General features: G+C 60.2%; 22 protein-coding genes and 1 pseudogene. 11 read left to right on the top strand and 12 right to left on the bottom strand.

All coding sequences use genetic code 11. The annotated features are described in order from the left end of the window. Positions 1-5 precede the first annotated feature (5 nt). Complete coding sequence (locus tag FHX15_RS28440) at positions 6-1,310, bottom strand: ABC transporter substrate-binding protein (RefSeq protein WP_184401696.1); 1,305 nt, start codon at positions 1,308-1,310, stop codon at positions 6-8. A 68-nt stretch (positions 1,311-1,378) separates the two neighbouring features. Beyond that, entirely contained in the window at positions 1,379-2,842 is a 1,464-nt protein-coding gene (locus FHX15_RS28435) for an aldehyde dehydrogenase (protein WP_184401695.1), read from the bottom strand. A 222-nt stretch (positions 2,843-3,064) separates the two neighbouring features. Here FHX15_RS28435 and FHX15_RS28430 point away from each other — a divergent pair, with 222 nt between their 5' ends. Then, on the top strand, positions 3,065-3,964 hold the full coding sequence (locus tag FHX15_RS28430; protein ID WP_184401694.1) for an AraC family transcriptional regulator: 900 nt from the start codon (positions 3,065-3,067) through the stop codon (positions 3,962-3,964). Positions 3,965-4,010: 46 nt separating this feature from the next. Here the strand turns inward: FHX15_RS28430 and FHX15_RS28425 are convergent, their stop codons facing one another. Then, positions 4,011-4,496, bottom strand: a complete 486-nt coding sequence (locus tag FHX15_RS28425; RefSeq protein ID WP_184401693.1) for a MarR family winged helix-turn-helix transcriptional regulator — start codon at positions 4,494-4,496, stop codon at positions 4,011-4,013. A gap of 188 nt (positions 4,497-4,684) precedes the next feature. On the opposite strand from FHX15_RS28425, the gene FHX15_RS28420 reads away from it, so the two are divergent. The 7 genes and pseudogenes from FHX15_RS28420 to FHX15_RS31870 form a co-directional block, all read left to right on the top strand. Next, positions 4,685-6,268, top strand: a complete 1,584-nt coding sequence (locus FHX15_RS28420; protein ID WP_184401692.1) for an AMP-binding protein — start codon at positions 4,685-4,687, stop codon at positions 6,266-6,268. 44 nt (positions 6,269-6,312) lie between these two features. After that, positions 6,313-7,137, top strand: coding sequence for a p-hydroxycinnamoyl CoA hydratase/lyase (locus FHX15_RS28415; RefSeq protein WP_184401691.1), 825 nt, complete (start codon positions 6,313-6,315; stop codon positions 7,135-7,137). Positions 7,138-7,165: 28 nt separating this feature from the next. After that, positions 7,166-8,272, top strand: coding sequence for an NAD(P)-dependent alcohol dehydrogenase (locus tag FHX15_RS28410; RefSeq protein ID WP_184401690.1), 1,107 nt, complete (start codon positions 7,166-7,168; stop codon positions 8,270-8,272). Between the two features lie 21 nt (positions 8,273-8,293). Beyond that, positions 8,294-9,733 carry a coniferyl aldehyde dehydrogenase gene (locus FHX15_RS28405; protein ID WP_184401689.1) on the top strand — a complete coding sequence of 480 codons (1,440 nt, stop codon included), beginning with the start codon at positions 8,294-8,296 and terminating at the stop codon, positions 9,731-9,733. A gap of 662 nt (positions 9,734-10,395) precedes the next feature. Next, positions 10,396-10,704, top strand: coding sequence for a hypothetical protein (locus FHX15_RS28400; protein ID WP_184401688.1), 309 nt, complete (start codon positions 10,396-10,398; stop codon positions 10,702-10,704). 22 nt (positions 10,705-10,726) lie between these two features. Next, complete coding sequence (locus FHX15_RS31215) at positions 10,727-10,966, top strand: hypothetical protein (protein WP_246779120.1); 240 nt, start codon at positions 10,727-10,729, stop codon at positions 10,964-10,966. 620 nt (positions 10,967-11,586) lie between these two features. Then, positions 11,587-11,681: pseudogene (locus FHX15_RS31870) on the top strand (LysR family transcriptional regulator); the annotation flags it as partial. Here FHX15_RS31870 and FHX15_RS28395 read toward each other — a convergent pair. Both FHX15_RS28395 and FHX15_RS28390 read right to left on the bottom strand, forming a co-directional pair. Further along, positions 11,661-12,269, bottom strand: coding sequence for a nucleoside 2-deoxyribosyltransferase (locus FHX15_RS28395; protein WP_184401687.1), 609 nt, complete (start codon positions 12,267-12,269; stop codon positions 11,661-11,663). The pseudogene FHX15_RS31870 and the gene FHX15_RS28395 overlap by 21 nt on opposite strands. 580 nt (positions 12,270-12,849) lie before the next feature. Further along, entirely contained in the window at positions 12,850-15,189 is a 2,340-nt protein-coding gene (locus FHX15_RS28390; RefSeq protein WP_184401686.1) for a methyl-accepting chemotaxis protein, read from the bottom strand. Positions 15,190-15,638: 449 nt separating this feature from the next. On the opposite strand from FHX15_RS28390, the gene FHX15_RS28385 reads away from it, so the two are divergent. Further along, positions 15,639-17,600, top strand: coding sequence for an elongation factor G (locus FHX15_RS28385; protein WP_184401685.1), 1,962 nt, complete (start codon positions 15,639-15,641; stop codon positions 17,598-17,600). A 302-nt stretch (positions 17,601-17,902) separates the two neighbouring features. Here the strand turns inward: FHX15_RS28385 and FHX15_RS28380 are convergent, their stop codons facing one another. The 7 genes from FHX15_RS28380 to FHX15_RS28350 all read right to left on the bottom strand — a co-directional run bounded on the left by FHX15_RS28380 (position 17,903) and on the right by FHX15_RS28350 (position 22,618). Further along, positions 17,903-18,478, bottom strand: a complete 576-nt coding sequence (locus tag FHX15_RS28380) for a hypothetical protein (protein ID WP_184401684.1) — start codon at positions 18,476-18,478, stop codon at positions 17,903-17,905. 210 nt (positions 18,479-18,688) lie between these two features. Continuing rightward, a complete protein-coding gene (locus tag FHX15_RS28375; protein WP_246779124.1) occupies positions 18,689-18,994 on the bottom strand; it encodes an ArsR/SmtB family transcription factor in 306 nt (101 codons plus the stop codon). 2 nt (positions 18,995-18,996) lie between these two features. Continuing rightward, the gene (locus FHX15_RS28370; protein WP_184401682.1) at positions 18,997-19,227 is read right to left on the bottom strand and encodes a hypothetical protein; all 231 of its coding nucleotides are present in this window, start codon (positions 19,225-19,227) and stop codon (positions 18,997-18,999) included. A gap of 200 nt (positions 19,228-19,427) precedes the next feature. After that, entirely contained in the window at positions 19,428-20,138 is a 711-nt protein-coding gene (locus FHX15_RS28365) for a transporter substrate-binding domain-containing protein (protein WP_184401681.1), read from the bottom strand. A gap of 11 nt (positions 20,139-20,149) precedes the next feature. After that, positions 20,150-20,914 (bottom strand): 4-hydroxy-2-oxoheptanedioate aldolase, encoded by a 765-nt coding sequence (gene hpaI, locus FHX15_RS28360; RefSeq protein WP_184401680.1) that lies wholly within the window; start codon positions 20,912-20,914, stop codon positions 20,150-20,152. 7 nt (positions 20,915-20,921) lie between these two features. Further along, positions 20,922-21,704: a 2-oxo-hept-4-ene-1,7-dioate hydratase gene (hpaH, locus tag FHX15_RS28355; RefSeq protein ID WP_184401679.1), complete on the bottom strand. Its 783-nt coding sequence runs from the start codon at positions 21,702-21,704 to the stop codon at positions 20,922-20,924. Positions 21,705-21,724: 20 nt separating this feature from the next. Beyond that, a complete protein-coding gene (locus FHX15_RS28350; protein WP_184401678.1) occupies positions 21,725-22,618 on the bottom strand; it encodes a dioxygenase in 894 nt (297 codons plus the stop codon). A 254-nt stretch (positions 22,619-22,872) separates the two neighbouring features. Between FHX15_RS28350 and FHX15_RS28345 the strand changes: the two genes are divergently transcribed. Beyond that, entirely contained in the window at positions 22,873-23,610 is a 738-nt protein-coding gene (locus tag FHX15_RS28345; protein WP_184401677.1) for a GntR family transcriptional regulator, read from the top strand. 5 nt (positions 23,611-23,615) lie between these two features. Further along, the gene (locus FHX15_RS28340; RefSeq protein ID WP_409527042.1) at positions 23,616-24,431 is read left to right on the top strand and encodes a sugar phosphate isomerase/epimerase family protein; all 816 of its coding nucleotides are present in this window, start codon (positions 23,616-23,618) and stop codon (positions 24,429-24,431) included. Positions 24,432-24,463: the final 32 nt, after the last annotated feature.

Below are 24,463 nucleotides of genomic sequence, written 5' to 3'. Positions count from 1 at the left end.
TTAGATTATCCGTTGTAAGCGATGAGCTTGGCGCCGACTGGGACATTGGGGTCGGTGGCGTTTTCGGTAACGACGTAGTCGAGCGCGAACTTCGAGCCTCCCGACGCTTTCACCCATTGCGTTCCGATGATCGGACCGGGAGAGACGTTGGCGACCGGACCGCTGGTGAAGTCGACCTTGCCGGCAATCGTGGTGGTCTTCAGCGTCGCTATCGCCTTGGCCACTGCCTCCTTGCTCTTGACGTCGGTGCTTGCCTTCAGCGCATCGAAGCCGGCGTCGAGCAGTGCAAGGCTGGCGCCGAGTTGCTGCGTCCACTGCTTGCCGCTTGCTGTTTCATAGCCGTCGGCGAGCTCGGTTCCGGAGATGCCGGTCAGCGTCGATTTGTAGGGGAAAGCCTTGTGCCAGTAGGCGGCGCTGGCGATGTTCATGCCGAGGTCGCCGAGCGCTTCGATGTCCGACGGAAAGAGGCCGGTCTTGGCGACCTGGCAGATCTTGATCTGCTGGGTCAGGCCCTGCTGTGCGGCCTGACGCCAGAAGGCGGCGAAGTCGGGCGGAATCGGGAAGGAGTTGAAGATCTCCACGCCCTCCTGACGGAAGAGAGCGATCTGCGCCGAAAAGTCCGTGGTGCCGGTTTCATAGGCGCCGGGATCGACGATGCTGAAGCCGGCCTTGGCGAGCGCCGGCGCCAGATGGGCGCGGATCGCATTGCCGTCGGCATCGTTGGGGTACATGACGCCGACTTTCTTGTTGGTCTCGATCAGGTTCCACTGCGAAACATAGGCCTTGTGGAATTCTTCGACTCCGAAGCCGAAATGATAGGTCCACTTGAACGGCGAGGGCGCACCGGGCTTGGCGCCGCGGCCGAAGTACCAGGCTTCCCAGGGCATGACGGTCGAAAGACATGGAATGCCCGATGCCTCACAGGCGTCAGCCACAGGATTGATCGTCTCGGGCGTCGAGACGGCGAGCATCAGGTCGATCGCCTGGTTGTTGATCAGGTCTTTCGCCAACTGGCCAGCACGCGAGGGATCAGACTGGGTGTCCTGATCGAGGATCTCCACCTTCCAGGTCTTGCCGCCTGCCTGCAGGCCGCCCGCCAGCGCCTTGCGCGCAAGATCCAGCACATAACCATCCGTCTCGCCGAAGCCGCCGAGAGGGCCGGTGCGCGGGCTGATGAAGCCGACCTTCAGCGTATCGCTGCTCTCAGCCAAGGCCCTGCGGCCGGAAAGCGCAAGCGCCGTTCCGCCCGCCATGGTCGTTGCCATGAAAGAGCGGCGGGTGAGCGATGCCGCGTTGAATTTGGCATTCATGAAATCATTCCTCCCTGTCTTTGCGAGCTCCCGCCCGCGTTCCATTGGTCATCCCGACCGATCCGGATTCAGATCGGGTAGTGCCGTTTTTCCGATGCCATGGTGATCCATCTGAGCTCGGTGAACTCGTCGATCGCGGCCTTGCCGCCGAAGCGGCCATAGCCGCTCGATTTGACGCCACCGAACGGCATTTGCGGTTCGTCGGAAACGGTTGCCTCGTTGATGTGGCAGATGCCGGATTCAAGCCGCATCGCGACGGCAAGCGCCGCATTGACGTCAGCGCTGAAAACCGCCGCCGAAAGCCCGTATTCATTGTCGTTGGCAACGGTCACGGCCTCGTCGATGCTGCCGACGCGGACGATCGCCGCCACCGGTCCGAAGCTCTCTTCACGGTAGATGCGCATGGCAGGCGTCACGTGATCGATGACCGTCGCATCCATCAGCGTGCCATTGGGCTGGCCGCCGCAGACGAGAACCGCCCCCTTCTGCAGTGCGTCGTCGACGAGCGACTTCACGCGCCGCGCCGCCTCGGCGTTGATCAATGTGCCGAGCGGCGTATTGCCGTCCCCGGGATGGCCAGCAATGAGAGTTTCGGCCTTTGTCCGAAACTTGCCGACGAAATTGTCGGCGATCTCGTCCATCAGGATGATCCGCTCGGTGGACATGCAGATCTGGCCCTGGTTCATGAAGGCGCCGAAGGCGGCCGCACTTACTGCCTCGTCTATGTCGGCATCGGCCAAGATGATGAATGGCGCTTTGCCGCCGAGCTCGAGCAAGCAGCGCTTAAGGTGTCTTGCCGCGGATTCGGCGATGATCCTACCGACACGGGTGGAGCCGGTGAAATTGATGCGGCGGACGGCGGGATGGGCGATCAAGGCGTCGACGACAGCCGCGGCATCGCTCGGCGCATTGGAAACGACATTAACGACTCCGCGCGGAAAACCGGCATCTCGCAAGATGTCACCGATCAGACCGTGGGTCTTCGGGCAAAGTTCTGAGGCTTTGAGGACGACCGTATTGCCGCAGGCAAGCGGCATGGCTACAGCACGGCTACCGAGAATGATCGGCGCGTTCCAGGGGGCGATCCCGACGCAGACGCCGGCCGGCTGGCGTACTGCCATGGCGAAGCTTCCACGGACGCCGGATGGGATGAGCTCGCCTGAGATTTGCGTGGTCATAGCGGCCGCCTCGCGAAAGATATCGGCGCCGAGCCCGCAATTGATCCCCGCCCATTGGGTCGTGGCGCCGGTTTCGCCGGTCATGGCGGCGATAAGCTCGGGCGTGCGGGCCTCAAGAAGATCGGCGGCGGCATTCAATAGCCTCCGTCTCTCGCCCGGGCTGGCCTGCGACCAGTCGGGGAAGGCAGCCGCCGCCGCGTTCGCCGCCCTCGTCATATCGGCAACGGATCCTGCCGAGGCAATCGTCGCGACATCGCCGCTGAGCGGGTCGACGCGTTCGAAGGTAGCTCCTGCGGAAGCGTCCATCTCCTCGTTGTTGATCATCAGCTTTGCTGAAAACACGGTTCCACCCACTCGTCCCGAAACGGCGCCTGTATTGTTGCCATGGGAGAGACAGACGAGCGGGCGCGGCAGCCGGGGCCGCCTGACCGTTCCTGCAGTTGTCGGAATGCCTCCTCCCAAAGGCTGATGGTGATGAGGTTACGCCTATCATTTGCGGATGGAATGCGATTTATTGGGTTAATATTGTAATTATCCGGCAACGATGCAGTATCAATGGAAGCGAGAGGGTAGGCGTTGGCAACAGACGGTGGCATTCATCACTATGCCAGGGGCGAGTGGCACGGGTCGTCGCTTTCGCATCGGCGCATCCGTCTCCAAAAGGGGCTCTACGCCGACTTTCACCATTTTATTCTGCTCGGGGAGGGGCGGGCCGAGCTGCACTTCGATGGTGGCGAAGATCTTCCGCTAAGTGGGCCGCTGCTTGCCTTCGTGCCGCCGCAGGCACGCTGCGATCTGTCGATCGCTGCCGGAGCCGCGGCGCATCTGGTGGGCGCTTCGCCACAAATCATGGTCGATGCCGTCGGCGACAAGGTGGAATCCTATTCACTGCGTATCTTCACCGAGCAACGCAAACTGGTCGCGTCGTCAGATCCTGTTCTGGTGGCAGAAATCGGTCCGCTGATTTCCGGCTTCGTGCGTGAACTAGATGATCCCGCCCGCGCTTCCTGGATGGTGGCATCGGCCTATATGCGGCTGATCCTGATGACGCTTTGGCGTGGTGCCGATGGCGAGAGACGCGAACAGCGCGGACAGGGCGAAACCGGGTCGATCCTGCAGCGTTATCGCCAGCTGGTCGAGGCCGGATTTCGCCAGCACCGTTCGATTAGCGACTATGCAGCGGAATTGGGCGTCACCGCCGATCGGCTGCATTCCATCTGTCAAAGGACGCTTGGCCGCTCACCGATCCAGCTTCTGCATGAGCGCGTGGTGCAGGAGGCAAAGCTGAGATTGGAACGGTCGGCCCGAAATATCCAGGAAATCTCCGACAGCCTCGGCTTTCGCGATCCAACCTATTTCAGCCATTTCTTCAAGCGCAAGACCGGCCTTTGCCCTGCGGGTTACAGAGAGATCGCCCGCGCTTCCGCCGGCTCGGAAAACAGCATGCTCTCCTCCGGTTATGCGGATTGGCCTTAGGTCTGGTCGCTGCACTGGCACGCCGGCAAAAGGGCGGAAGCAGGTTTCAGTCGCGCTTATATATTCGCTTCAGCGCAGCTAGCAGAGCATCCATTTCGTCGCGCGAGAAAAGGTCGGTGAAACGCCGTTCGTGTGCGTCGATCAGCTTGCGCGCTTTGGCAAGCATGGTGCGTCCCGCCATCGTCAGATGCAGTTCCTGGCGGCGACGGTCCGCCGCGGAAGGATGGCGTTCGATGAAGTCGCGAGCTGCCAGCCGGTTGACGAGCGCCATCATCGTCGCGCGGTCGGTGCCAAGCGCATTGGCCAAGTCGATTTGCGATGCGCCCGCATTGACTGCAAGAAGCTCCATCACCGCGAGCTGTTTCTGCGTCAGCGCCAGTTCCTGCATGGTTTCGGCGAAGTCGCGATAGATCGCGACATGCGCCATGCGCAGATGAAAGCCCAGAAGATCGCCAAGCCGGCCGACGTCGAGTGACGGCGTCACCGGGATATCGTCGCTGTCGAAATCATCCTGCGGTGGTTTTGCGGCCATCAATCACTCTCACCTCGCCCAGGTGCCATAACCATCAAAATCAGCAGGTTAGTCAATATCTACGCGACGATTTCCCGCAGCCGGAGGGGCCGCCGGACACAGTCTCTTGCATCCTACCGGAAAAATATTAGTATGTGTTACATACAATTTTGGTCAGCCGCGGAGGGGCGGCAGACATGGGAGGAAAAATGGCGCATTCCTTTTCGGGAAGGTTTTCGTCGGTCGATTGCGGACTGGTGGCGGAGGATCCGATCCTCTACCGCGCCCGCGTCGCGCCAGATCGCCAGGCCGTGTTCGAGATCGCCACCGGCCGACAGCTCAGCTACGCCGAACTCAATATGAGGGTCGCTCGCTGCGGCGGTTTCTTGAAATCCATGCTGGGAACGCGGCCGGAAGGCGCACGCATCGCCATGCTGGCGCGCAACTCGATCGATTCGATCGTACTCGCTTTTGCCTGCCAGCGCGTGGGTGCCGTTTGTGTGCCGCTGAACTGGCGTCTCAGCGCCGCCGAACTGCGGCCGATCCTTACCGATAGCGCGCCGGCGCTCCTCGTCCATGACGGAGAGTTTTCGGCCGTCGTGTCGAGCCTCGCTGACGTGGATCCGCAAATGGCGGTGATCCCGACGTCAGACGGCCCAGTCGGGCTTGCCGCCCGCGTCGAGGCAAGCTCCCTGGCAGAGCCCGTGTCTTGCGATGCCGATCGCGCGTGCGTCCTTCTCTACACCTCGGGCACGACAGGACAGCCGAAAGGCGTCGTCATCACCTGCCGCAATGCCTTCTTTGCCGCCGTCAACTTTTCCTTCGTCGGGGAGATCGGCCCAGCCACCGTCTCTTTGTGCGATCTGCCATTCTTCCACACGATCGGTCTGATCGCCGTGGCCCGCACCACATTGATGCTGGGTGGTACGCTCGTCATCTCCGATCGCTTCACCCCGGCCCGTACCCTGGCCGCGCTTGCCGACCGGGAACGTGCCGTCACCCACTATTTCGCAGTGCCGCAGATCGCACTCGCCTTGCGCAATGACCCTGCCTACAGCGCGGCGGCTCTGTCTGGCCTGCATGCGCTCTTTGTGGGCGGCGCGCCACTGACCCAGGCGCTAATCGAAAGTTATCTCGACGATGGGGTTGCGCTGGTCAATGGTTACGGCATGAGCGAAGCTGGAACGGTGCTGCATGTGCCGATCGATCGGCGCGCTGTGCAGGACAACCCCGGCAGTGTCGGTCTGCCCGCGCCACTGCTCGACATCCGCATTGTCGGCGAGGCAGGCCGCGATGTCGGCCGCGGCGAGATCGGTGAACTCTGGCTGCGTGGACCGGCGGTTTCACCAGGCTACTGGAACAAGCCTGCCGAAACAGCAGCTGCCTTCACCGACGGTTGGTTCCGCACCGGCGACCTCGGCCGCCTTGAAGCAAACGGCTTCTATCGCATCGTCGATCGGCTGAAGGATATGTATATCAGCGGCGGCGAGAATGTGTACCCGGCTGAAGTCGAAGCTGTCCTTGCAGGCCATCCCGATATTGTCGATGCCGCTGTCGTCGGCATTCCCGACATCAGGTGGGGCGAATGCGGCGTCGCCTATGTCGTGCTGCGGCCGGGTACTGCGACAGCGGGCGAGGAGATCGCTGACCATTGCGCCGCAAAGCTCGCCGCCTTCAAGCGTCCGGCGCACATCCTCGTCGTTGACACCATTCCCCGCACCGCTTCCGGCAAGGTGCAGAAACATGTTCTGCGCCAGCTGTATTCCGACGAAACCCTTCAACGACAGGCCTGATTAAGCGGCCCCGGCTTTCATGCCAAAACCAATGGAGTGATCTGATGACTAAAAACCAATCGCCGGTTCTGGTCGAATTCGACAATGGCATCGCGTTCGTGACCCTCAACCGTCCTGAGAAGCGCAATGCGATGAATCCGGCACTCAATGCCCGGATGCTCGAGGTGCTCGATGAGCTCGAGGGTGATGAGCGCTGCGGCGTGCTCGTCCTGCGCGGCGCAGGCGAGTCCTGGTCGGCCGGCATGGATCTTAAGGAATATTTTCGCGACAATGACGACAAGCCGCGCGATGCCACACTGAAGGCGCGGCGCCAATCCGGCGGCTGGTGGGGCCGGCTGATGTATTTCGAAAAGCCGACTATCGCCATGGTCAATGGCTGGTGCTTTGGCGGCGCCTTCACGCCGCTCGTTTCCTGCGACCTCGCCATCGCCGCCGAAGAGGCGAATTTCGGGCTTTCCGAAATCAACTGGGGCATTTTGCCTGGCGGCAACGTCACTCGCGCCGTCGCTGAGGTGATGCGCCATCGCGATGCCCTCTACTACATCATGACCGGTGAACTGTTTGGCGGGCGCAAGGCCGCTGAAATGGGCCTGGTCAACGAGGCCGTGCCGCTCGCCGAACTCGAAGCCCGCGTGCGCAAGATCTGCGCGAGCCTGCTCGAAAAGAACCCCGTGACGCTAAAGGCCGCCAAGGACACCTACAAGCGTGTGCGCAACCTGCCCTGGGATCTCGCCGACGACTACATCTACGCCAAGCTGGAGCAGATGCTGTTTCTCGACAAGACAAAGGGGCGTGACGAGGGTCTGAAGCAGTTCCTGGACGACAAGACCTATCAGCCGGGGCTCGGCGCCTACAAGCGCGGCCGCTGAGAAGCCGATCATCGGAGGAAGGAAAGCCATGAAGATCCACGCTGCGGTGGCGCGGGCGCCCCATATGCCGTTTTCACTGGAAAGGCTCGATCTGGAGGAGCCACGCGAAGGGGAGATCCTGGTTCGGGTCGTGGCGACGGGAGTTTGCCATACCGACATCGTCATGCGCGATAAGCGCCTGCCCGTGCCGCAGCCGGTCGTGCTCGGTCACGAGGGGGCCGGCATCGTCGAACATGTGGGGCCGGGCGTTGCCAAGGTGGCGCCGGGCGATCATGTGGTCATGACATTCAATTCCTGCGGCCATTGCCCGAGCTGCAAGGATCACGAGGAGACCTATTGCCACGAATTCTTTCCGCGCAACTTCTTCGGCGCGCGCGCCGACGGTTCTAGCGGGCTCTCATGCGAGGGAGAGCGGATTAACGGCAACATTTTTGGACAATCCTCCTTTGCAAGCCACGCGCTCTGCCATGAGCGCAATATCGTGAAAGTGCCGAAAGATGTGGATCTCGCGCTGCTTGGCCCACTCGCCTGCGGCATTCAGACCGGCGCCGGCGCGGTGATGAATGCGCTCCACGTTGAGCCTGGAAAAATACTCGCAGTGTTCGGCATGGGCTCTGTCGGCCTGGCGGCGGTGATGGCCGCGCGGGTCGTCGGCGCCTCACGGATCATCGCCGTCGATGTCAACGAGACGCGGTTGGCCCTGGCAGCGGAACTCGGAGCGACTGACATCTTCAACGCCAAGGAGAGCGACGCGGTTGCCGCGATCATGGCGCTGACCGGTGCCGGCGTCGACTATTCTATCGATGCCTCCGGCGTGCCCGCCGTCATAGACCAGTGCGTGCGGGTGCTGGCGCCGCGCGGCACGTGTGGCATTGTCGGCGCCTCGCCGCACGGCGCGACGCTGACGCTCGACCTTACCCATATCCTGTCCGGCGGGCGCCGGGTGCGCGGCATCGTCGAGGGAGATTCAAATCCGGACGTGCTGATCCCGCTATTGATCGACCTCCATCGCCAGGGGCGCTTCCCGTTCGACAGGCTCGTCCGCTTCTACGATTTCGCCGACATCAACCGGGCGGTGGAGGACTCGAAAAAAGGCATCGCGCTGAAACCGATCGTACGCCAGCCGGCCGCCTGACACCGTTCAAGGGAGGAACCAATGAACACCGTCACCCCAATCGCCACCGATACCAGCCCCGATACCATGAAGGCGCTGCTTGCCAGACAAAGGTCGTCCTTCCTGAACGAAGGACCGCCTGATATCGAGACCCGCATCGATCGCATTGACCGCGTCATTGCTCTTCTGGTCGATCATAAGGATGCGATTGCCGCGGCTCTTTCGGAGGATTTCGGCAGCCGTAGTGTCGAAGCAAGCCTGCTTCTCGACGTCTTCACCTGCGTCGGCTCGCTCAAATATGCCAAGGCCCATCTGGCCGAATGGCTGAAGCCGGAAGAACACGAGGCACTGTTTCCAGATGCGGTCGCCAAAGTGGTCTATCAGCCGAAAGGCGTTGTCGGAATCCTCAGTCCCTGGAATTTCCCCTACCAGCTCGCCCTTGCGCCGCTTGCCGGCATTCTTGCCGCCGGCAACCGCGCCATGATCAAACCCTCGGAGGTGACGCCTACTTCATCGGCCTTGATGGCGCAGCTCATCGCAGGCGCCTTCGACGCCACTGAAATCGCCGTTGTTCAGGGCGGGCCGGCGACAGGGACCGCCTTCACCTCGCTTGCCTTCGACCATCTGATCTTCACCGGTGGTACTGCGGTTGCCCATCATGTCATGCGGGCGGCGGCGGAAAACCTGACGCCGCTGACGCTCGAACTCGGCGGCAAGTCGCCTGTCATCATCGGTCGTTCGGCCGATCTCGCAGACGCGGCGCGGCGCGTCATGACTGTCAAAACGCTGAACGCCGGCCAGATCTGTCTGGCGCCGGACCACGCCTATGTGCCCGAGGAAAGCGTTGAAGCCTTTGCCGAACACGCCGTCGCGGCGGTCCGTGCAATGTACCCGACGCTGAAGGACAATCCTGACTACACTTCAATCGTCAATGCTCGCCATCATGCCCGCGTGCAGGGCCTTGTCGACGACGCCAGAGCCAAGGGCGCCCGCATCGTCGAAATAAATCCGGCCGAAGAAAATTTCTCGCAGCAACCGGCCCACCGCATACCACCGACCCTGATCCTCGACCCCACCGACGATATGCGGGCGCTGCAGGAGGAAATCTTCGGGCCGGTTCTACCGGTTCTTCCCTATCGCGATGTCACCGACGTCATCGATCGCATCAACGCCCGGCCGCGCCCGCTCGCCCTTTACTACTTCAGCCAGGATGGCAAAGAGGAGCGTCGGGTTCTTGGCAATACGACCTCCGGCGGCGTGACCGTCAATGACTGCATGAGCCACGTCACGGCGGAGGGCCTTCCCTTCGGCGGCGTCGGCCATTCCGGAATGGGCGCCTATCACGGCAAGTTCGGTTTCCTCGCCTTCTCGCATTCGCGTGCCATCTATCACCAGAGCAAGATGGTGGAAGCAGAATATATGATGCGGCCGCCCTTTGGTGAGGCGATGCGTGGCTTTCTGGCCGAAGCGATCTGCAAGTAAAGCGTTGCTCATGAATCTGGTCATCTACTTGCGGACGTAAACGGCCGTTCCCGGCTTGCTGCAGGCTTTCGTCTTCTCCGGCAACCGCCGCGGAAGACGTTTGCCGTTTGCGCCGACGCCGAGCGCTCGGCTCCGCGCCTTCTCGATCACAGATCGCTGTCATGACCAACGGGCGTTTAAGTCATTGATGGCAATAGATCCGTCGGCGTGGCGCTGTCTTGTCCCATTCAGCTGCAGCTACAAGGCGAATGACAGAGTAGCGCATTCTACTCAGGTGACGGCGTGATGAAACGCGCTGATTTCCAGAAGGGCACGAAAGCCCGTCGCCGCGGAGGTAGGCCTTAGGCAGGGACACGGAAGACCCGACTGCCTTTTGTATGAAATCACCGATACTGCAAGGTCGCAAGCACGGACTGGCAGGTGAGGGCAGGGGCTGGCCCTTGGTTGTGATGATAGCGACAGTTGGCGAGCCCAAGTCCAAAGCGGAACACTGAGGATGGCTGCCGGTCCCGCTTGCGCTCACGCTGACGCCATTGCGGCCGCTTTTTCCTCGCGTCCGAGAGTTCCCGGTCTCCGCTCCTTTTGTTCCGTCGCTGTGCTGACAGCGCCGACACGCTCCATTGTCCTGACGTCGCATGGAATTGTGGGAATAGGGGTAGTATGTGTTGCGGTTTCCAGCCGATAGAGCTCATATTATTTTCTTCAATCTCCACCTGACCGTCGGCGGTTCGTTTCTGCGCGTGCTCTGGAACATACGAAGAACAACGATGGTGTTCCTGCTGGACTTGGGCTATGGCTGGGCAATAACAAATGAGGCCCACATGAGTCGGTTGAAACTCCTGAGAGACGAGCGTCGGCTTGCGCTGTCAAAACTGGAAAGTCTGGCAGAGGATCATCCGCTTCGACCACGTTATTTGGACCGTGTGCGCGAACTGGACGATCAAATCGAAGAACTCAGCGCGTTGGAATAGTTAAGGCAATAAGGGATCGAAAATGTCGTTGGCCGAGAAATTCATCGTGGTTCCATTCAAGCGCAACCGGGCTGGCTTGGTCCCGGGAGAGATGCGACAGGCTTCGAATGGGACATCTGCGGAAAAGATCGCGTCGGCAATGTCGGCCAGATCCCTCGGTGTAGGAGCCTACTCCGTGATGGTCGACTGCGAAACGGGTGATATGAGCTCGCCGAGGCTGCTTGCTGCCTTCGGTGAGGTTGGTGATTTGACGCAAGATTGAGATACCGCGTCAGGTTAATCCCCGAGTTTCGGGCCGCATCTCATCGGTCCACTTCAAGTCGGGCCCTCGCGTCCCAGGCCGGACCGGGCTTCGTCATGGCAGGGGAGCTGCCGCCGCGCCACGGCTATAGCCTTAAGGTTAGGGAAAACTTACCAATCCAGCGGCTTGAAAAGGCGTCTGCTTGACGCATGGAAAGGTGGCCAGCTGCACTGCGTTGTTTCGAGCGGCACTTCAATCCAACGTCGGTTGAGCTCGCGGAATGACGGACAGGGTGGCCAAAGGCCATCGCATGCCAGCCGATGTCTACATCTCGCCGACATTTCAAGCTCATACTTGGACCGCCCTTCTTGTCCGGCGCAGGAGGCTCACTATCTCAAATATAGCCTCGATTGGAGCCTTAAGATGGACGACGATCTGACGACAAAACTCAGTGCCAGCCGCGAAATTGAAATCCTTCCTCCTGAACGCGACGAGTGCGTGGGTCATGGCGCGGGTACCTGTCTCTGTTGCGGGCGTCCTCGCTCGTTCGTGGACGATGATGGTTGCGGGATCTGCGAGGAGTGTCTCGCACCGTCAGAAACCTGGATCGACGTAGAAGCGTTGCGGTGGCATCGATTTCCAGGATCGGGCTCGGCGTTGCCTGGGACACGGAAAACCGACCGCCTCCACCGATAACATTGCCGATATCGCGCGGTCACTGGCGCGGCCGGGGAGGCGACGGCGCGGCTCCTGCCGATCGCAGCGTCTCAACGGCGACGGCAAGACACGTCTTGAACGCGGCAAGGTCCGTATAGAGCGCGTCCCGCGGTGCGTCTCCGATGATGAGGACGCCACCGCGCCGCTCAATCCCGGCGTGCAGCATGAGATTGTCGGCTAGGCCGAAATCCTCGACCGCAATTCCGTTCGGGTCTCGCAGGCGACCTTCAGTATCATAGGCGACGGCCCCACCATAAAGATCGCTCACTCGTCCGCTGTGGTCGCGGGCCACATTCGTGTAGGCGAATACAGGCTTACCGCTTGCGCACATAAAGCCGAGTTCGAAGGCCGTGCCTGTATCGGCCGCAATGCCGCGAAAGGGCGTCAGATTGGCGATGATCGCATCAGCCTCGACCATCATCTGCTCGTCCACCGCGTTTATCGCTGCGGCCCGCTCGCGCTTTGAGTTCGTGTGCGGGATTTCCAGGTCGCCGGGCGAGAGCGGGAGAAGTCCCGCCTCACGGGCAAGTGCTGCTTTCAGGTCAAGGATTTCACGGGCGTTGGGAAGGAAGACCTCGGGACCGGCCAGATAAACTTTTCTTGTCATAAATTGCACCTAAAAGGGATGGGCTCGACAACCAAAATACTTTCCTCGCTGTACAGCTAAGAAGGATCATAATCCAGTGGGCGAAAACCGGCCGACGAGACCGGCCGGGTTAGGGTGTGAGGCCCTTGAGGGGTCTTGGGCCTGCGGCCGAAGTTGTAGGCGGCGAAGTGTTGGCGATTTGACCGTGATTTTTATAGTGGAAGCGTCTAACGGTGGCATCCCTAGCAGTTTGGTCGATTTCTCAAGCGACCGTTGGTCCATCGATGCTCTAGCGGGTAGGAGCGAGAATTTTACCTGCGAGCGCGTCATACTTCGTTACAATTGCCGCCGCGATGCCGCTAGCGCTTGGCGAATGCACGCAGAAATGTCTTCGTTGCCTCTCTTGCCACGCGGTCGACCTCTTCATCTGAAGGTGGGCGGAAGATCTGTTTGTTGATCCGCAGATCTGTTGTGAGGTCAAATCCCCCATCCCCGTGAAGCTGAATTGGCCAAACGAAAATGCCCCGCACAAGATGTCCGGGGCATGTTCGCTTCTCAAACCGCGGTAGAACTGCGGTAGCTGATCTCTAGACCAGACCTATCAGAACTCCGACCACTCCTGCTGGAGATGTTTAAGCGCAGCATTGCCCTGCGTGACGGGAGCGGGGCGTGCAGCAAGGCGGCCCGTCGTTGCGGCTGAGGCAGGCCGGGCCGCACGCTTCGCCTGTCGTTCCACGCGCTCCGCTTCGCCTGTGTGGAATGCGCTCAGGAGTTCGCCGAGACGCTTGCTTTCTTCGGCCAAACCAGCGCCAGCCGCATTCATCTCTTCGACCATGGCGGCATTCTGCTGTGTCGCCTGGTCCATATGATTGACGGCGCTATTGATCTCCGACAGGCCCATGGACTGCTCCTGGGCGGCAGTGGCAATCGCATCCATGTGCTGATTGATCTGCAGGACCAGGTCGGCAATAGCTGCGAGGCCCTCGCCGGTGTCATTGACGAGCTTCACACCCTCGCTGACGGCGACTTCAGAATTGCCGATCAGGGCCTTGATCTCCTTGGCGGCATTGGCCGAACGCTGGGCCAGCTCGCGGACTTCCTGGGCGACAACGGCAAAGCCTTTGCCGGCTTCGCCCGCCCGCGCCGCCTCGACGCCGGCGTTAAGCGCAAGCAGGTTTGTCTGGAAGGCGATCTCGTCGATCACGCTGATGATCTGGCTGATCTGCTTGGACGAATGCTCAATTTTGCCCATGGCGCTGACGGCATTGCTGACGACCTGGCTGGAGTTTTCTGCCCGCGATCGGGCACCACGTACCAAGTCACGTGCATCGCCAGCTCGCTTGGAGGTCGACTTAACATTGGCCGTCACCTCTTCGAGCGCGGCTGCTGTCTCCTCCAGCGAGGCGGCTTGCTGCTCGGTGCGTTTGGAAAGATTATCGGAAGCCTGCGAAATCTCGCGACTGCCGCTATTTACGAGTGACGCGGCCTGACCAACCTGGGACATCGCAGCACGCAGCTGGCTGACCGATGAATTGAAGTCGTGACGCAAAGCCTCGAACTGCGCAGCTAGGGGCGTTTCGATCTCGCAACGCAGGTCGCCGGATGCCAAATGACGGAGCCCTGTCGCAAGCGAACCTGTTGCTTGCACCAGCCTCTGTTCAGCCTCTGCCTCGGCGCGGCGCTGGACTTCGACGCGTTCGTTCTCCGATGTAGCGCGTGCCTCGGCGGCTTCAGCTTCGAGCGCCTTGTTGCGCAGGGCTGCCCGCTGGAAAAACTGCACAGAACGTGCCATGGCGCCAATCTCATCACGCCGTTCGACGCCACCGATCAAGACCGAAAGGTCACCTTCGGCGAGCGCGGTCATGGAATGAGTTAGCGTCCCGACGGGCCTGGTGACGCGAAAGACGATGACGCAGATGCCCGTGATGCTCAGAACCGCGGCAGCAAGGAAGATGAGCCCGTAGGCAATCAAGCTGACGAATGCATCATGCTGGCTGGCGGATGCATTCGCCACCATGCCATCTGCGGCTGCCGCTGCGGTGTTCGTGATGGTCAGAAGGGCGGCGTTCCCAAGCGGACGCCAGTCGTCGAGGGGCATGGCCTTCTTCTCACCGGCCGCGAATCTGGCAAGCAACGCGCTGTGTTTCGCAGCGAAGTCACCGTTGAAATAGGTCGCGCTGCTGACTTTATAGGCGTCTTTGACGACCTGTGGTGTCGACGGATGATTGACCAGCGTGCCGACCTGTCCCCAGGTAAAATTTGCAGTGTAATCGAATTGTTGGATCTTGCTGACGTCCTCGGGCTTCATCGCCTCTCCGGAGGCGAGCGTGTTGACGAACAACAGGTTTGCAGCGCCAGCCGTTGCGCGGGTGTACCATGTCAGTGCACGGATCTGAATGAGCGCCGTCATCGAGGGATCACTGGTGCGAATCCGGCTTTCAATGGCTGTCGAACCCGTCTCCAACGCCGTTAAGAGCTGCTGCCCGAGGTCCAGCGTCGTGGCCTGCAGTGTCGGGTCGCGATCAGCGAGCTTCTTGGCAACTTCGCTGTCGAGCTTTGAGCGGAATGCAACTACCCGATCATAGGCGCTCATAACGTCGGCAATCGGCGCTTTGAGCGTCTGGTCGTCGATGTTTGCAAAGACCGATTTTGCGTCGCCCATGTATTTGTCGACAATGCCTCTGTCCGTTTTCAACAATGCAAGCGTTGCATCTTGCGCGCCAAGTTCAAGTTTGGCGAGCGACGAGCCGTCACCTCGCTCGTTTCGAAAGTTCGCGAGTGTTTGGAAGAGCGCGCGGTCGAGCATGGTGAACTTCGAAACCTCGGCATAGGTGCCTGCAGCGCGATACGCATCAAGCGTCGAAGATCCCGTCAGAACACATAGGGCGACGCTGAGAAGAAGGAAAATTCCAACCAGAACATTGCGAAGTGAAAAAACCATAATTGCTCACCTACGTTTGGGGCGCCGTAACGCTAACCCGCTTCGCCGAAACATCTCTGGAGCTCTTGTGGTCGAAATTCTGGAAGAAAAGCAGTCCGTGAGCCATCGAGCCGCCGCCCGATCACAGGCGCATCATGCCCTGCCCAATCGGAAGAAAACTTAGCCCAACTTTGTTGAAACAGGATTAATGGTTTCCCCTAAAAACATATGGGTTTTATCGATCAGCCCTGTTCTGATCGACGTCCCGTCGCATCTGTTCGTTGCTCGAGCGCAAAGCGGGGCTTCGAGGCGGTCGTCGGGACGTCCGGCAACGCTAGAGGAAAATTCGTCTCCCACGCATGAGGGTGGCTGCAGCTGATCGGCGTGCGCGACGCCTCTGGCGCCTTGCAGCGGTTCAGGGCATCCTATGGTGGCTGAAAATTGTGTTTATGGCAGTTGGAGGAATGCCGATGCGCTGCTTTACCGTGCTTGGACCTTCGCAGACCGGAAAATCAACAGTCGTGGAAAAGCTCGGCTCGCTGGAGGGAGCGCCGAGAAAATCGAGATCCCCTTATGGCTTGAACCTCACAGAATTCACCTTTGGAAACGAGGCGTGGTGTGCGCTGGATGCGCCAGGACTCAACGAAGCGTTAGTGCACGTTCAGAACGCGCTTCTTGCCTGCGACGCCTGCGTTCTGTGCGTTTCGCCAGCTCCCGAGGAGGCCGTGCTCGCCGCGCCCTATCTGCGCATCATCGAGGCGTCAGGGACGCCTTGCATTCTGTTCGTCAATCGGGTGGATGAACCGAAGGGGCGGTTAAGGGATGTGATCGCCGCGCTGCAAGATTACGCTAACCACACGCTGTTGCTTCGCCAGATCCCGATCCGCGAGGGTGACAGGATCGTGGGCAGTTGCGATCTGATTTCAGAACGGGCGTGGCGTTACCGAGAAGGCCAGACTTCGGCGCTGATCGCAATCCCCGAAAGCGCCGCCGAGCGCGAGCACGAAGCGCGCAGCGAGCTCCTCGAACACCTGTCCGAATTCGATGATTGGCTTCTCGAGGAGCTGGTCGAAGATCGCGAGCCGCCCAGCGACGCCCTCTATGCCATTTCATCGAGGGTTCTCAGGGAAAACAGGATCATTCCAGTCCTGATCGGTGCCGCAAGTCACGGCAACGGAATAGTGAGGCTGATGAAGGCGTTGCGCCACGAGGCGCCGCCGGTAGGGGTTCTTCGACAGCGTCTAGCTCGTGCGGGCAATGTCGATGAAAACAAGCTGGCCGCCGTGGGTTTCCATGCCTATTATCGTCAAAATATTGGAAAGACGGTGCTGGTGCGTGCGCTGGGCGGGGGACTGCGGCAAGGCGCATTACTCGGCGGGTCCAGCCTCGGTGCCGTCCAGGATCCGGCAAACGGACGGGCCAGCTCGGCGATCGTGCCTGCGCCGGGGGATGTCTTCGCAACGGTCAAGTCCGACCACTTGCCTGTCCCGTCGCTGTTGACATCGGACGGGACCGTGGCCCCGCCCGAATGGACCGAGCCACCTACGCCGATGCTTGAAAGGATCCTAGTCCCGAGCAGCGAACGCGATGAAAACAAGCTCTCCGAAACGCTGGCAAAACTCTCCGAGACGGATCGCGGTCTTGTCATTTTGCAGGAAGAAGGCACTGGCGCTCAGCTTGCGCGCACCCAGGGCCCGGTACATCTGCGCGATCTCTGCCGGACCCTGTCCGAAGTCTTTCACATCGACGTAACGGATCGAACGCCGAGCCCGATCTACCGCGAGACAATCGCCAAGCCGTCCGAGGTTCATTACCGCCATCGCAAACAGACCGGCGGTGCCGGGCAATTCGCGGATGTGAAGCTGAGCATTCGCCCCAACGAGCGGGGCCGGGGCTTCACCTTCAGCGAAAGCATCAAGGGTGGCGTCGTTCCGCGCAACTACATCCCTGCCGTCGAAGCGGGCGCGCGCGAAGCGATGGACAAAGGGCCGCTCGGCTTCCAGGTCATCGATGTCGGCGTAACGCTGTTCGACGGTCAGCACCACGCCGTCGACAGTTCGGAACACGCTTTCAGGACTGCGTCGAAGATGGGAGTGCGACAGGCGCTCTCAGAAGGGTCGGCTGTTTTAATGCAGCCGGTCTTCCGGAGCGAAATTCACATTCCGTCGATCTATTCCGGCAGCCTCGTCCAGATCGTCTCGGCTCTCAAGGGTCAGGTTCTCGGCTTCGACCGGGATGAAACCGCCAAGGGATGGGACATTTTCCGGGCACTTGTTCCGGGCGGCGCGCTTGACGATCTGGCGCGGGCGCTGCGCTCGGCGACGCAGGGGATTGGTTACTTTTCCAAGACCTTCGATCACTTCGAGGAGCTATACGGCAAGGAAGCGGACGCCATCGTAAGGGCACACGCGGAATCAGGTGCTGCACACTGAAACATTCGCACCGCTTCATGCTCGGGGGCTCATGTCGTTTGGCAATTAACCGTCCTTCCTCACTTTGGGGCGATAGCAGCATTCGAGCCTTCAGCAGTTCGGGATCTGCCCGACCATGCGTTGCGCGCTTGAGGGTGTCATAGCCTGCGTGAGGCTGGCGGAAAGTTCAGGTCGGATCGTAGGCCGAGAGCTCAAGCCCGATCAGCAGGAAAATGATCGTGTTCAGTATCTGACGGATGAGTGTTCTGAACCGGATATGGACCCTGGCGTGGCTGCTAAGGCTGGCATTGATCCCTCGGCGATCAAGACCTGGAGACGATTTCCTGACTGCCGTGCAGAAAGCCAAATCGGCGGGCGTCACGCCCATCGTAGCCCGCGGCAAGGACAAGCCGCTGCATCTCTACTACTACTACTACTACTACTACTACTACTACTACGGCTATCTGGCCGTTCGCGAAGCCGGCCAAAAAGGCTTCGCCGATACCATCGCCGGAGACGGAGACGGCTTTGCCGCTCCGCCTTTCGTTAAAGCCGGCCAGGAATTCAAGCGGCTTGTCGAGCTCGACTCCTTCCAAAAGGAATTCATGGACACGCCCTTTAGCCAGGCGTCCGGTATGTTTGGTGACGGCAAGGCCGTCTTCCATCTGATGGGAGACTGGGACCATGGGACGTCCAAGAATTCGCAAAGCGGTAAGGGAATTGCTGACGCCGACCTGGCGCTCATCCGTTTCCCGACTGTGAATGATTGGTGCTGGCGCCGCGAACCGATACGTTCGGCGGGTCTCCTGAAATCGCGTCGCCGCCTGCGCGCAGTGGGGCAAGCCAACATCGTTTTCTGCAAGCGCGATGCGGGTTCGCTTGCCATAATATTCGGCCAACGCCTCGCCATAATGGCGACGCTTCTGACCAGGAGTGCCCGGCCGAAGCGCTTAGATCTGCTGCTCCGTCTCGATGCATTTCACATCCGGCAACCGCAGCACGCGCCGTTTTATGCCGATAAACGGGGGAGGACCCGTCTAGTTCCTCAGCGCCGTTACGACACCCCTGTGTCTCGACACAATCGAACGAATTGCCATTACGTCAGTTCCTTATGGACGCATGGGAGGCGCGCTGGTCGCTGCTGCTGGCAGGACTTCACGCAGCGTGGCGAGGAGCTGGCGAGCTTCCAAGGAGCTGCAGTGATAGTAGATCTTCTGCGCATCACGCCGCATGTTGACGAGACCTGCTTTTCGCAACACGCCGAGATGATGGGACGTCGCCGTCGGGCTGAGCTCGACAATGGCTGCCAGATCGGCGACCTTCACCTCTCCATCGAGCACACTCCAGATCAATTTGAGCCGGATGGGATTTGCAAGCGCTCCGCAGAGCGTTGCGGATCTGGCGATATGTTCCATATTCATTGGACGGCCAATGCTGGTAAGCCTTGCACGTGGGAAGGCTGGTTGACCTCGCAGAGGAAGAGGAAATCCTCCGGCATCGTGTAGATGTCGGAGCCGATCGTCTCACCGGTCCAATATTCCCGTCCGTTTCCGAATACAGCAGGCAGGCGGCCAATCTCGGCCCGGTTACGGTGGAGCGAGACCGCCTGGTAGTAGCGGTCAGTTTCAAGTTCGGATTGATCGATCACGATTCGCGTCCCCTGCCTTTGCAACAAGTACGCGTTCCGGCGTCTGAGCGCCCCGGACTAAAGTCCTAGATGGTTGTACGATGGAAGCATTATACACCGGTCTACGGCCAGCGGAGATGGCCCGACACAACTGCCGTATCCCCTAGGATATTGACGAGATTGCCGTTATGCACCGCGATGGCCGCTTCGGACGGCAGGCTTCAGCGATATCCTGCGTCCACGCTACCTTTTTCTCCCCCGGTATCCACGCCACGCAGCCGCCGCACGAAGTCCGCGAAGAAGAGCGAGGCATTAGTCGCCAGTTTGCGCACCGCGATCGCCTGGGGTATTCGCGAAAACGCTCCATCTACCATCCGCAGGCCTTCCATACGCTCCGACGCGTTGAAGAGGAATTCGGTCAGTCCAGCCGCCGCGTCGCATTTCCGTTCGGCGAGAACGTCGAGGGCGGCAGCGGGGCTGTCGACATGGAGCACCGTCGCTTGCTTGAGGGTTCGTTCAAGCTGCTTGGTATAGGCGGCGCTACGCGCGGAAGCGATGCGGATTCCCTCGCAATCCACCTCGTCCGCCCTCTGGTAGGGTGAAGCCACTCGAACGAGGTAGGTGGCCTCGACGCAGATGTAGGGAGGGGAGAAGCAGAAGCGATCGGTTCTTGATGCGTCAGACGCGATGAAGGCGATGTCCCACTCATCGCCGTTCGCGGCCGAGAGAATATCCGCGGCCGATCCGTATCGTAACGGTGAAAGCCCCCGATCAAGTTCATCGGCGATCCTATCCGCAATTTCCGCGCTCGGGCCGACCAAGGCGCCAGCGCTTTCGTCCCAGCGAACTAACGCCGCGTTTGACATGTTGAACGCGGCCCTAATAGTTCCGGTCGGCGCTATCTCCGAGCGGACTTGCTCCAAATTAAACATGCCATGTCTCCCTAGCGCGAAAGCCCGGACGCGAGTGCTTCCGATCCCCTGGCAAGGAGGGCAATGTCGACGCCAACTGCCGTAAACAGCGTTCCCTGCGCAATGCAGCGAGCCGCAAACGTCTCGTCAGCCGTCAAGATGCCCGAAGGCTTGTCGACGGCTTTCAAGCGCTCGATCGCATCCTCGATTGCCGAGACTACCTCGGGATGTCCTGGTTGGCCGGGATAACCGAGGCTGGCTGCGAGGTCCGCCGGACCGATGAAGATCCCGTCGACTCCGTCGACCGCCGCAATGGCTTCAAGGTGATCGAGCGCCTCTCGTGTTTCGATCTGCAGCAAGAGGCAGATTTCTTGTTCGGCGGTCTGCGCGTAGTTCGGCACGCGTCCGAAACGGGTGGCGCGGGTGAGGGCGGATACGCCGCGGATACCTCGCGGCGCGTAACGGGTGGCAGCCACGGCCGCCTTCGCCTCCTGTTCATTCTGCACATATGGAATGAGAAGCGTCTGGACGCCGATATCCAGAAAACGCTTGATCAATACAGGATCGTTGGAGGCCGGGCGTACCACGGGGGCGACGTCATACGGCGCGACCGCCTGCAACTGTGGAAGCACGGTGAGGACGTCGCTCGGAGAATGCTCGGTATCGAAAAGCAGCCAGTCGAAACCGGACGGCGCGACGATTTCTGCTGCATAGCTGCCCGGAAGGCCGCACCACAACCCGATCTGACTTTGACCGGCCCGGAGTTTCCGCTTGAACCTGTTGACGGGGAGTTCCATTAGATCCTCACACGAATGAGACGCCGATTGAGCCGACGGGGCCGTAGTCGGCTTGGATCACGTCGCCCCGGGCGATGTCGACGGGGCGGGTGAAAGAGCCAGCCAGCACGATCTGGCCCTTTTTCAGACTGCCGCCCACCGCATGGAGTTTGTTTACCAACCAAGCGATCCCGGCTGCCGGATGGCCCATGATCGCAGCAGAAACACCGGATTCCTCGATAATGCCGTTTTTCGAGAGAGTGGCGCCCACCCATCGGATATCGATGTCCATTGGACGAATGATGCGGCCCCCTACGACGATCGCCCCGAAAGCGGCATTGTCAGCGATCGTGTCGGTAATCGCCCTCGGGACCTCGGTGCGATAGTCGATGATCTCCAGAGCCGGAACGACGAATTCGGTCGCCCTCATCACGTCGTAGATTCGCGTACCGGGTCCTTCGAGATCCTCGCCCATCACAAAGGCGAGCTCGACTTCGAGGCGGGGCTTGATAAAGAGGTCGGCCTTGATCTGCGCTCCGTCGTTGTAAAGGGCGTCGTCAAGGATGACACCATAGTCGGGTTCGGTCATCTTCGATGCCATCTGCATCGCGCGCGACGTAAGGCCGATCTTATGGCCTACGACCCGAGTACCCCTAGCTGTCCGAGCCTCCGCCCAGAGCGCTTGAATTTTGTAGGCGTCTTCAAGCTCCAGACCGGGGTAGGTCCTGCTCGGCTGAACGATTAGCTTGCGGTCGGTTTCTGCCTTCAGAAGGGCGTTGGCCGCCTCGCGGCGTTCCTGTTCTGTGATCATGGGTTCGGCTCTGTCGTTGGTTATTTGATTGGTGGACGCGGCAGCACGGCTTCGCCGGGCTCCATGACGTAGGTGTAGTCGAGCGAGAACCAGGGGCCGTCGACGCCGGGCTCGGACGGATGCGGTTCGTCATGGCGGACGAAGTTGCCGGTTAGGGCCGCAGTCACTCCAAACTGAACGTCGGAATCGATATTCGGGTCGCTTGGATCGAAGACCTGGGAAATCAGCGTCTTGTATCCCTGCTTGAAGATCAGGGCGTGAAGGTGCGCAGGTCGATACGGGTGACGTCCCTGCACCTTGAGCAGTCGGCCGACCACGCCCTCGACCGGGATCGGGTATCCGACCATCTTCACGGTACTGAACCAGAAGCGGCCGTCGGCATCCGTGGTGAACTTGCCCCGGAGGTTCATCTCAGCCTGATCGGGATCCTGGTTTTCATAGAGCCCAACAGGAGAGGCATGCCAAACGTCGACCTCGGCACCCGCGATCGGTCTGCCGTCCCGGTCTACCACCTTGGCCTGGACATAGAGTGGCGTGCCTGGCGTGTCGGAGCGGATGATTGTACCGCCGTTTTCGACGCGGGGGGAGTTCAGGCGCCAGAACGGGCCGAGAAGAGACTGCGACGTCTCTGTCTGGCCGCCGTCGCCGTTGTTTAAAAGGCAAACCAGCGAGGATACGCCGAGAGATCCGGCCATGAGAACAAACTCGTTGTGGCTGTCCGTCTGTAGTTGTCCGATCTCGTTTAGTATCGCCGTAGCTTCGCGGAACTCCACTTCGGACAATTTCACCTCCCGCACGAATGCATGGAGATGCTTCACCATTGCGACGACGATTTCTCGCAGACGCGGATCCTCGGTTTTGTTCATCGCCGCGAGGACGGCGGGCGTCAACTCGCTTTCAGTTTTTATGATCACAACGTTACCTCCCAATGGCGCTGACTATTAAAAATAATCGATTATATGTCAACGAATGTTACGGTGGAGTTTTCCCAAAGTGGCAAGGGAATGGGGCTTCATAGAATGCTAACATACGGATGTTATTATCTTAAATCTATGGAAACAACGAGGTCATCGGTAACAAAACGGGGTTATCTGTGTTTTCCGTTGACAAAAATAATCGTTTCTTATAGCGATCATCGACAGTTGATCAAATCGCCAGGGAGGTGGGGATGAGCTTGACCGGCAATAGCGCCCCTGCGCCAACGGCAGACGAGGAGACAACGTCCGCGGGTTTTTCCGATGATGGGAAGAATACCATCGCCAGCCAGTTGGCGTCGCGGCTGCGCGAGGCGATCATCTCTGGTGAGCTGGAGGCCGGCAGCAAGATCAATCTCGACAAGGCGCGCCGTACGTTCAATGTCAGTTTAAGCCCTCTTAGGGAGGGACTCGCCCGCCTCATCTCTGACGGCCTGGTGGAGTTTCAAGACAACCGTGGCTATCGCGTCGCTCCGATCTCGCTGGCGAATCTGGAAGAAATCACGACGCTCCGCGAAGAGCTCGAAGTCTTCGCGCTGCGGGAATCCATGCGTATCGGCGACGTCGAGTGGGAGAGCAATATAATGCGCTCGCTCCACCGCCTGAACCGCACGGATCGGGATGCCTCACGGCCTGAGACGCTCGAGCAATGGGAGGCTCTTCACCGGGAGTTCCATCTCACGCTCATTTCCGGTTGCGGCAAACCGCTTCTTTTGCATTTCTGCGGCCTCTTGCTGAACCTCAATGACCGATACCGCCGTGTCTTCCTCATCAGGACTTCCGGCGACCGGAATGTCGGGCAGGAGCACAGCGAGATTGCGCAAGGAGCGGTCGCGCGCGATATCGAATACGCCAGCGAGAAACTGCGACAGCACATCCACCGCACTGGGACTAACCTTCGAAATCATCTCGCGACGAAAGGGATCGTGTGACGGTGGTGCCTGGATCAAAATCAGAGCAACAGATTGGCGTAGCGCACTTTTCCGCCATCTCCCTGCCGCCGTGCGTTTTTGCGAAGGCCGCAGCGGGGGCTGGCTTTTCCAGAATTGGACTGAGGCTCAATCCGGCCTTTCCTGGAGCGCCGTACTACGAGCTGCCCGTGGGCGGCTACGCAGCGGACGAATTGAAAGCCGTACTGCGCGGCGAAGCGCTCGAGGTCTTCGACATCGAGTTCTTTGTCATCGATCCCTCGTTCAACGCCTCGTCTCTGGAACCCATAGTGGCTGCGGCCGCCAACATCGGGGCCAAGCGACTAAGCGTGTGCGGTGACGATCCGGAACAGAGCAGGCTGCTGTCGAACTTCGCCGAATTCTGCGCCCTTGCAAGCGGCTACGGATTGGCAGTCGATATCGAGAACATGGGTTGGCGGACGGTCAGAACGTTCGCTGACAGCGTCAATCTCCTGAAATCGAGCGGCGCGTCGAATGCCGGCGCACTTGTCGACGGAGTGCATTTCTTCAGGAACGGTGGAACGTTGACGTCGCTGCTCGCCGAGATCGACAGGGTCAAGCACGTCCAGTTGTACGACGTCGCCGGACCCGCCCCGGGCACGACCGAGGCCATGATCGCGGAGGCCCGAGGCAAACGTCTTGTCCCCGGCGCGGGCGAATTACCCTTGAGCGAACTGATCGCCATAGCCGACGGGTCCGCATCGATCTCGGTCGAAGTACCGCTTTCAGGCTCGGCAGACGCGGAGGAGCATTTGAAACGCCTGTTCGACGGCGCGTTACAGATATTCAAGCCGGATCAGTGATCCCGACGCCGGCGAGGAGAGAGCCGCGCCGA

Source organism: Rhizobium sp. BK650, assembly GCF_014195325.1.
GTDB lineage: Bacteria > Pseudomonadota > Alphaproteobacteria > Rhizobiales > Rhizobiaceae > Rhizobium.
Note: the sequence above shows the minus strand (reverse complement) of the source record. Positions and strands in the feature narration are given on the sequence as shown.